Annotated in this window: 9 protein-coding genes; 5 read left to right on the top strand and 4 right to left on the bottom strand. The window is 59.4% G+C overall.

What is annotated here, in order from left to right; translation table 11 throughout:
• The first annotated feature begins 576 nt into the window (after nucleotides 1–576).
• The 4 genes from ABYW26_RS07085 to ABYW26_RS07100 all read left to right on the top strand — a co-directional run bounded on the left by ABYW26_RS07085 (nucleotide 577) and on the right by ABYW26_RS07100 (nucleotide 5,652).
• Nucleotides 577–720 carry a hypothetical protein gene (locus tag ABYW26_RS07085; protein WP_372604076.1) on the top strand — a complete coding sequence of 48 codons (144 nt, stop codon included), beginning with the start codon at nucleotides 577–579 and terminating at the stop codon, nucleotides 718–720.
• A 499-nt stretch (nucleotides 721–1,219) separates the two neighbouring features.
• Entirely contained in the window at nucleotides 1,220–3,031 is a 1,812-nt protein-coding gene (locus tag ABYW26_RS07090) for a feruloyl-CoA synthase (RefSeq protein WP_372604077.1), read from the top strand.
• Nucleotides 3,032–3,045: 14 nt separating this feature from the next.
• Nucleotides 3,046–3,918 carry an amidohydrolase family protein gene (locus ABYW26_RS07095; RefSeq protein ID WP_372604078.1) on the top strand — a complete coding sequence of 291 codons (873 nt, stop codon included), beginning with the start codon at nucleotides 3,046–3,048 and terminating at the stop codon, nucleotides 3,916–3,918.
• 117 nt (nucleotides 3,919–4,035) lie between these two features.
• Nucleotides 4,036–5,652: an acyl-CoA dehydrogenase family protein gene (locus ABYW26_RS07100; protein WP_372604079.1), complete on the top strand. Its 1,617-nt coding sequence runs from the start codon at nucleotides 4,036–4,038 to the stop codon at nucleotides 5,650–5,652.
• A gap of 60 nt (nucleotides 5,653–5,712) precedes the next feature.
• Here the strand turns inward: ABYW26_RS07100 and ABYW26_RS07105 are convergent, their stop codons facing one another.
• From ABYW26_RS07105 to ABYW26_RS07120, 4 genes are all read right to left on the bottom strand, one after another.
• Nucleotides 5,713–5,955: a DUF6489 family protein gene (locus tag ABYW26_RS07105; protein WP_372604080.1), complete on the bottom strand. Its 243-nt coding sequence runs from the start codon at nucleotides 5,953–5,955 to the stop codon at nucleotides 5,713–5,715.
• 78 nt (nucleotides 5,956–6,033) lie between these two features.
• On the bottom strand, nucleotides 6,034–7,080 hold the full coding sequence (locus ABYW26_RS07110; RefSeq protein WP_372604081.1) for a YeeE/YedE family protein: 1,047 nt from the start codon (nucleotides 7,078–7,080) through the stop codon (nucleotides 6,034–6,036).
• Between the two features lie 43 nt (nucleotides 7,081–7,123).
• Nucleotides 7,124–7,411 (bottom strand): ArsR/SmtB family transcription factor, encoded by a 288-nt coding sequence (locus ABYW26_RS07115; protein ID WP_372604084.1) that lies wholly within the window; start codon nucleotides 7,409–7,411, stop codon nucleotides 7,124–7,126.
• A gap of 226 nt (nucleotides 7,412–7,637) precedes the next feature.
• Nucleotides 7,638–8,036 (bottom strand): hypothetical protein, encoded by a 399-nt coding sequence (locus ABYW26_RS07120; RefSeq protein ID WP_372604082.1) that lies wholly within the window; start codon nucleotides 8,034–8,036, stop codon nucleotides 7,638–7,640.
• Nucleotides 8,037–8,049: 13 nt separating this feature from the next.
• On the opposite strand from ABYW26_RS07120, the gene ABYW26_RS07125 reads away from it, so the two are divergent.
• A partial coding sequence (locus ABYW26_RS07125) for a cytochrome c biogenesis protein CcdA (RefSeq protein WP_372604083.1) occupies nucleotides 8,050–8,241 on the top strand: 192 nt, incomplete at its 3' end.

Genomic DNA, 8,241 nt, shown 5'->3' on the forward strand with positions numbered 1-8,241 from the left:
CTGTCAATAAAGGTAGAACGCTTATTAATTAGGGGTGCTCCGCCTGATCGCGTGCCAGCAGCTTAACACAAAAGATGTGTGCGCATAATATGTATGCTAATTATAAGTATCGGCCGGACAGTCCTCACCTGTGCACCGGATGGTCACATTTTTGCGGCGCGCCTCAGATCACAAAAGCGAATCCCGCCCGCAGACCGGTAGCGTCCGTAAACCTGATTTGTAGCAAATGAGTTTCAATTTTTTCCGCAAACGCAGGTTCGGCCATAAACGGTCAGGAGACCCGGATCATGCTGCGGGGCGAAATCGTAACGCTTTGTAATCTTTAGAAAGATTTTCGGATCAGTGACAATTCGCCAATCTTCCCGCGCTGTCGGCGCGACGGATCGCCGGTTTGGACTGCGCTGCCATGCAGCAAAGCGGATTGACTCATTTAGGAAATATACTCATAAGTAGTATACTATCTAAATGGCCATGCGTGATGCTCCGTAAGGGGGAAATCAGGCACAACGAAAAGACGCGCCGGTACTGGAACCGCTATTCCGGACCCAGTTTAATTCGACAATATGGGACAACACCATGCAGCAATTGACCAACATCGACGCGCGCTGGATCAAGGGTGGATCTGCCAAGGCTTCGTCTCACGTTGCCAACCTTTCGATCTTCGACAAGCCCGGCGAAGAAGTCGCCGGTCTGGTCGAAAAATTCCCCGATCATCCGTAACAAGGTTTGCCCACCCGAAACGGGGCGGGCATCCGCTTGGAAATCGCAGAGTGACCTAGGGTAATTTAGAGGGTGACACGAACATACGCGATGGTATTGTGAGGGCGCTTCGGGCCCAACCGGCACGCATCAAATATGGTATGAAAATAAGGGGTTTTTCGCGATTCCGTTGCTGAAAACGACAGTTGACGGAAGCGTTGACAAGCGCACATATTATCCGTAGGCGAACAATGCTTGCCGTGGTTGGCCCGGGTTGAGAGGATCGGGTGCGGACTGGAAACAGATGACGGAAACTGGTCGCAACCGATGGGAAACAGGGGGTCTGAAACGGTCGCCGAATGACAGGGAAACGCTTTGACGCCGGGGTCAATTGGGGTCGCAAGACCGGGAGGATCACGGGGGCAGGGCGGGTGTATTCGGAACGGGTCGCGCAGATGTGCGGCAGAATGACCGCAGGCCTTTTTTTGGAATTACTTGGCTCTTTATGGGAGGAACCAATATGTCGAACCACATTCCGCACGACGTAGTGCGCGAGGACCGCGCGGATGGGTCGATCATCCTGCGATCGAAAATTCCTCTTGGGCCGGTGGCCCGCAATACCGGCGAATGGCTGCACAACTGGGCTGAGGCCGCCGCGGACCGCGTGGCTCTGGGCGAGCGCTCGGGCGCGGGCTGGCGCGAGCTGTCCTATGCAGAAGTCCTGCAATCCGTGCGGGCGCTGGCCGCTTCGCTTTCGGCGCGTGGTCTGGGCGAAGGCACGCCGATCGCCATCATTTCGCAAAACAGCGTCAACCACGGCCTGATTGCGCTGGCCGCGCAATATATCGGTGCGCCGGTGGTGCCGCTGGCCGAACAATATTCGCTGATCCATGACGCGCATCCGCGCCTTGTCTATGCGATCGAAACCGCGCGCCCGGTGATGGTCTATGCCGAAGACGCGGCCTTGTATGGCCCGGCTCTGGCGCTGGATTGCTTCAAGGACATGCTGAAGATCGTCACCGACGCCACTGGCGCTACGGTGCCCGTGACCACGTTCGACGAGCTGCTGAAAGGCGATAACGGCGTCGATCTGGACGCCATCCATGCCAAGGTTGGCCCCGAGACTCTGGCCAAGATCATGTTCACCTCGGGCTCGACCTCGAACCCCAAGGGCGTTCTGACCACGCATAAGATGCTTTGCGTCAACCAGACCCAGATCGCCGACTGCCTTGGCTTCCTGCGCACCCATCCGCCGCGTCTGCTGGACTGGTTGCCGTGGAACCACGTTTTCGGTGGCAGCCACAACTTCAACATGATGCTGGCCAATGGCGGCAGCTTCTACATTGATAACGGCAAGCCGACCAACATGGGCATCGACCTGACGATCGAGAACGTCCGCAATCGCATGGGCACCCTGTCGTTCAACGTGCCGGTTGGCTATGCCCGTCTGGTTTCGGCGATGAAAGACGATCAGGCGCTGAAAGAAGCCTTCTTCAAGGACCTCGAACTGACCTTCTATGCGGGCGCGTCTCTGCCGCTGGATATCTGGCAGGCGCTTGAGAAATACGCGATGGAAGTGCGCGGCGAGCTGCCGTTGATGGTGTCGAGCTGGGGCATGACCGAAACCGCGCCGGCGGCGATCATGGTGCACGAACCCGTCGGCCGCTCCGGGATCATCGGCGTGCCGATGCCGGGCGTCGAGCTAAAGCTTATCCCCGATGACGAAGCGCGCTGCGAGCTGCGGGTCAAAGGCCCGAACATCATGGAGGGCTATTTCGAAGAGCCCCGGAAAACCGCCGAGGCCTTTGACGCAGACGGCTATCTGATCACCGGCGACGCGGTGAAATTCGTCGACCCCGACGACATGAATAAAGGTCTCAGCTTTGATGGCCGCGTGTCGGACGATTTCAAACTGCTGACCGGGACCTGGGTTCGTGCCGCGTCGCTGCGGATGGAGGCGCTGCGGCATTTCGCCAATATCGCCGCTGACGTCGTGATCACCGGTCAGGACAAGAACGAGGTCGGCGCGATGATTTTCCCCGATCCCGAAGCGCTGCAAAAGGCGGGCCTGACGGTCATGGAACAGCAGGGCGCGCTGGTGGGCGACGCACTGACCCATATGGTGCGCAAAAGCCTTGCCGCGATGGCCGAACACGCCTCTGGCTCGTCGACGCGCGTCAACCGGGTGATGATCCTTGCCGCGCCGCCGTCGGTATCCGAGGGCGAAATCACCGCCAAGGGCAGCCTGAACAATCGTAAAATCCTTACGCTTCGTAAGGACTTGCTTGAGCGGCTGTATTCCGAGGATGATCCGGCCGTAACGAAACTTTAACGGAGAGCTGACCGATGGTAGATATCAACAAGGTCCGCGCGATCGATTTTCATACCCACGCTGAAGAGCCCTGCGGCTGTCACGATGATGACGGGTATGATGATCTGCAGACCACGATGGCCAAGTATTTTGGTGCGCCGTGGACTCATCCGCCGACCATTCCGGAAACCGCAGCACATTTCCGGGAACAGAATATCGCCGCGGTCATCTTCCCGGTCGATTCCGAACGCGAGACCGGCTATCGGCGCTACAAGAACGAAGAGGTTCTTGAACTGGCGGCCGAGAACTCGGACGTGCTGATCCCGTTCTGCTCGATCGACCCGCACAAGGGGAAACTTGGCGCCCGCGAGGCCCGGAACCTGATCCGGGACTACGGCGTCAAAGGCTTCAAGTTTCACCCGACGATGCAGGGTTTCTATGCCAACGACCGTCTGGCTTATCCGCTATACGAGGCCATTGCCGAAGAAGGCGGGATCGCTTTGTTCCACACCGGCCAGACCGGCGTCGGCTCGGGGATGCCGGGCGGCAACGGGATGCGCCTGAAATACTCGAACCCGATGTATATGGATGATGTCGCGGTGGACTTTCCTGAGATGAAGATCGTCCTCGCTCATCCCAGCTTCCCCTGGCAGGAAGAGGCGCTTTCGGTGGCGACCCACAAGCCCAACGTCTATATCGACCTCAGCGGTTGGTCGCCGAAATATTTCCCGGATATTCTTGTTCGCTATTGCAACACCATGCTGCGCAAGAAGGTGCTGTTCGGGTCCGACTGGCCGATGATTTCGCCCGAGCGCTGGCTTGCCGATTTTGATAAGATCGCCATCCGGGACGAGCTGCGCGAAGACATTACCAAAAACAACGCCGCGCGCCTGTTGGGGCTGATGTAAGTGGCGCTTGCGCCAGGCCGCATCGGTCCGCGTCTTGCTGTGCGCAGCAGACCAGGCCCGGCCCCCATTTGGATCAGTCAGGGGATTGGCTGAGCCCGTCGAGAAGGATGATGTGAAATGACACCGTTTACCGCGCCCGTGAATGAGATTCTGTTCTCGCTGGAACATGTGGCCAATGCGAACCGGCTGCCCGATTGGGACTCTGATCTGGTGCGTGAGATCATCACGCATTTCGGCGAGTTCGCGAATAACGAAATCGCGCCGCTGGACGAACCCGGCGACATCGAAGGTTGCCGACTGGAAAATGGCCGGGTGCGGATGCCCAAAGGGTTCCGCGAAGTGTTTCAGACCCATGCCGCGCAAGGCTGGCCGTCGCTGACCGCGCAGGAGGCGCATGGCGGGCAGGGGATGCTGGCCCCGGTCCACGGCGCCGTGGCCGAGATTTTCTCCGGGGCCTGCCACTCGATGCAGATGGTCCTTGGGCTGGTGCCCTGCGCCGTGCAGACGCTGGTCGATTTCGGCTCGCAAGACATGCAGGACAAGTATCTGGACAAGCTGATCAGCGGCGAATGTCTGGCGACGATGGCGCTGACCGAATCCGGTGCCGGCTCGGACTTGTCGAGAATTCGCACCAAGGGCCACCCTGTCGATGGCGCATGGCGTCTGTCGGGCGAAAAGATCTTTATCTCGGGCGGCGATCAGGACATGTCGGATGGTATCCTGCATCTGGTTCTGGCCAAGACCGAAAGCGCCGCAGGCGTCGGCACCAAGGGGCTAAGCCTGTTCCTGTGCCCGTCGCATCTGGACGACGGCACCCGCAACAGCGTCAGCGTCGCCCGGATTGAGGAAAAGATGGGCCTGCACGCGTCGCCGACCTGTCAGATGGTCTTTGACGAAGCTTACGGCGAACTGATCGGCAACGAGGGCGAGGGCCTGAAGGCGATGTTCACCATGATGAACCACGCCCGCATGGACGTATCGCTTCAGGGTGTGGCCCACGCATGGCGCGCCAGCCAGATCGCCCGCACCTATGCCGCTGAGCGCGTTCAGGGCCGCGATCCCGAGGGCAATGCCGTCACGATCGACAAGCACCCCGACGTCGCCCGCATGCTGCGCGAACAAGAGGCGCTTGCCGTCGGCGGTCGTGCCATGTGCCATGTCGCGCTGGTGGCGCTGGACGCCGATGACGAGCCCGATCTGATCGATTTCCTGACCCCGATCTGCAAGGTGTTCTGCACCGACGCCGGTGTGAAATCCGCCGATCTGGGCATTCAGGTGCTGGGCGGTTACGGCTATTGCCGGGAATACCGGGTTGAACAAACCCTGCGTGATGCGCGGATCTGTTCGATCTACGAAGGCGCCAACGGCATTCACGCCTACAACCTGTCGACCCGTTTGCTGCGGGTCAAAGGCGGCGCCTGTGCCGATGCTTTTGTCAAATACATCAAAACCACGATGGACGAGACCGGCTCGGAAAGTCACCTGAATGAATCGCTGGCGGTCTGGCAGGCGGCGCGCCAGACGCTTTTGGTCTCGGACCGCCCCGGCGATATGGCGCATGACTTTATGGCGATGACCGGGGTGCTGCTGTATCAGGCCGTCTGGCGCCGGATCGAAGCCAACCGGCACAATTCCGGCGATCCCGAACATCTGGCGATGCTGGCCGAACATGTGCGCCGCACCACCACGGCGCAGGTCAAGGCGCTTGCAACTCTGTTGGAGCCGCTGGCCTGATCCAAGGCGTCATCTGGCCGGACATAAGAAAACCCCCGGTCGCAGGACCGGGGGTTTTTCTTAGTCGTTGTCCGAGGATTTCGGGGTGAACTTGCTGAAGAACTCCTGCAGCTGGTCCATGCCTTTCAGGGAATTCGGCATCCACAGTTTCAGCAGGTCGCCGGTCTCCATCTTGCCAAGGCCGGAACTCATTTGTTCTTGCACTTTGGCCATGACTTCCCCCTGCATTTCCTTGACGTCAGGCAGGCCGAAAAAGTCGCGCGCTTCGGCGGGTGAGCAGTCGATCGAAATCGTGATGTTCATTGGCAGTCCTCCCGGAAGTCAGATTAGGCGGCGTCATGCGGTCTAGCAAGATGTAAGTATGCGAACAATTACCGGCGCTTAATCGGGCTGATAGCCTTGGATCAGCCGCTTCAGCCCGAACACCGCGCCGAAATAGATCGCCGCCAGCGTGATCGGCGCGGAATAGGCCAGCGTGGCAAAGCCGGTGACGCCCTGACCGATCGAACAGCCCATGGCGACCACGCCGCCAATGCCCATCAGCGCCGCGCCTGACACCTGACGCCCCAACTCGCGCGGGTCTTCGCAGGCCTCCCAGCGGAAAATCCCCCGGATGCCCGAGCCAAGGAATGAACCGCCCAGAACCCCGGCAACCGAGCCGACGGCAAAGTTGATCCCGCCCGAAGACGAGGTCATCAACCACAACAGCGTGCGACCCAAAGGCGCAGTAAAGCTATGTGATTCAACGGGAATTTCGCCAAAGCTCAGGTTGTTCAGCGTCGTCGTGCCCCAAAAGGCAAAGCTGACCGACAGGCCGGCGACAATGCCCCAGCCAATTTGCGACGGCGAATGGCGCAGCGGCTCGTAAGACAGTGCCCAGATCACGAAAGCCACGGAAACCAGCGTTGCAAAGGCCAGCGGCGGCACGCCAAGCTGTGCATAGATCAATTCCGCCATCCCCTGCGAGACCGCCGCCGGGGTCTGCGGGAACAGCAGCACCCGCAGGTTCGCCAAGGGGCCGCTCAGGGTGATGAAGCCGAAGATCGCCATCACCACCACCACGACCAGCGCCCGCAAGTCGCCTCCACCGAACCGCACCAGCGCGCCGTAGCCGCAATTGCCCGCCAGCGCCATGCCATAGCCGAACACCGCGCCGCCTAGGATGCTGGCCAGCGGGTTCCATGCGATCGAATGATAGATGGTCTGGCTCAGGTCGATCAGACCGGCGCCCGCGAACAGGAAAGTGGTGAAAATCGCCGTGCCCAGAACAATGCCCCACAGCCGCAGCCGGGTCTGGTCCTCGCCATATAGCGCGCTTTCGATGGCACCCAATGTGCAGAAGTCACCCAGCCGCGCCGCCAGCCCCATAACGGTGCCGGTCGCAAGGCCAATCAGCGCTGCAATGGCGCCAATCGGTAGCATGTCCATGGGTATCCTCCCTTCGGGTTTTCACACCCGGATCCGGATATGATCAGACCGCTTTACTGCAGAACATGTCGTAGACAAGTTCGATCATACGCCGGGCGCGGTCATCCGCCAGAGAATAATAAATAGCCTTGCCATCGCGACGATGGGACACCAGCCCCTCAAGACGCAGGCGGGCCAGTTGCTGACTGACCGCCGCCTGACGCGACGACAGCAGGTTTTCCAGCTCGGTCACGGTTTTTTCGCCGGTGGACAGGTGGCACAGGATCATCAGGCGACCCTCGTGCGACAAGGCCTTGAGGAAATTCGATGCGGCTTCGGCTTGGGACATCATGTCGTCGGCGCTGACACTGCCACAACGGGCGGCCGCGCGGTTGGGCGTCATGCTGATGCCAAAGCCGGGATGAAGTACGTCTTCCATCTTGCCATTCGCACCCTTTTGGGCGCGCTCCTTACTCGGTTCGTCATTTCTCCGCGTATGACGTTTCTATCATGTCTTGTCGCAAAATGCGACATGCGGCGGCGATTCCGTATGCTGCCGTTGCAGCATTGCACAGAAATCAGCCAGTCGGTTTCAATTCGACCTGCGAAGCGGTCAAATTGCTATGCGTCAGCATCTTGTCGAGCAGACCCCAGAAAAAGTCTTCGCCGGGATAGCCTTCAATTCGGCTCTGTTCTACGCCATCGCGCAATAGCACGAAAGTAGGGGTATAGCGCGGCTTGCCGCCGGTCAAAGTGATCCCCGCAGGCAGATCGGCCCGCAGATCGACCTTGAGGATCGGCGCGGCCTGACCCTCGGAGGTCTTTTCATAGATCGGACCGATTTCCTTTTCCCAGCGGGCGCAATAGGCACATCCAGCCTGTTCCACCATCATCAGCCGCAGATCAGCCTGCGCCGGCGCGACCCACGTCAGCACCGAAACGGCAGCAACAACAATCAGGGATAGCAGTCGGTTCATTCGCTCTTTCTTCATGTATTTATATATTGTAATATGTTTCTATCAATTCGGCAAGGGAGGGCCGTTCGTGGAAATATCTTTCGGCGGGGCAATTGTCGCCGGTTTTCTCTCGTTTTTGTCCCCCTGTGTCCTTCCGATGGTCCCGTTCTATCTGTGCTATATGGCTGGCATTTCAATGTCCGAGCTGCGCGGCGACGCCTCGATC

This window comes from Actibacterium sp. (assembly GCF_041584535.1).
In the GTDB taxonomy this organism is placed as follows: domain Bacteria; phylum Pseudomonadota; class Alphaproteobacteria; order Rhodobacterales; family Rhodobacteraceae; genus Actibacterium_D.

Coding starts and splice junctions, on each gene's coding strand:
- ABYW26_RS07085 (WP_372604076.1), top strand. CDS start 577: ATGCAGCAATTGACCAACATCGACGCGCGCTGGATCAAGGGTGGATCT.
- ABYW26_RS07090 (WP_372604077.1), top strand. CDS start 1,220: ATGTCGAACCACATTCCGCACGACGTAGTGCGCGAGGACCGCGCGGAT.
- ABYW26_RS07095 (WP_372604078.1), top strand. CDS start 3,046: ATGGTAGATATCAACAAGGTCCGCGCGATCGATTTTCATACCCACGCT.
- ABYW26_RS07100 (WP_372604079.1), top strand. CDS start 4,036: ATGACACCGTTTACCGCGCCCGTGAATGAGATTCTGTTCTCGCTGGAA.
- ABYW26_RS07105 (WP_372604080.1), bottom strand. CDS start 5,955: ATGAACATCACGATTTCGATCGACTGCTCACCCGCCGAAGCGCGCGAC.
- ABYW26_RS07110 (WP_372604081.1), bottom strand. CDS start 7,080: ATGGACATGCTACCGATTGGCGCCATTGCAGCGCTGATTGGCCTTGCG.
- ABYW26_RS07115 (WP_372604084.1), bottom strand. CDS start 7,411: ATGATGTCCCAAGCCGAAGCCGCATCGAATTTCCTCAAGGCCTTGTCG.
- ABYW26_RS07120 (WP_372604082.1), bottom strand. CDS start 8,036: ATGAACCGACTGCTATCCCTGATTGTTGTTGCTGCCGTTTCGGTGCTG.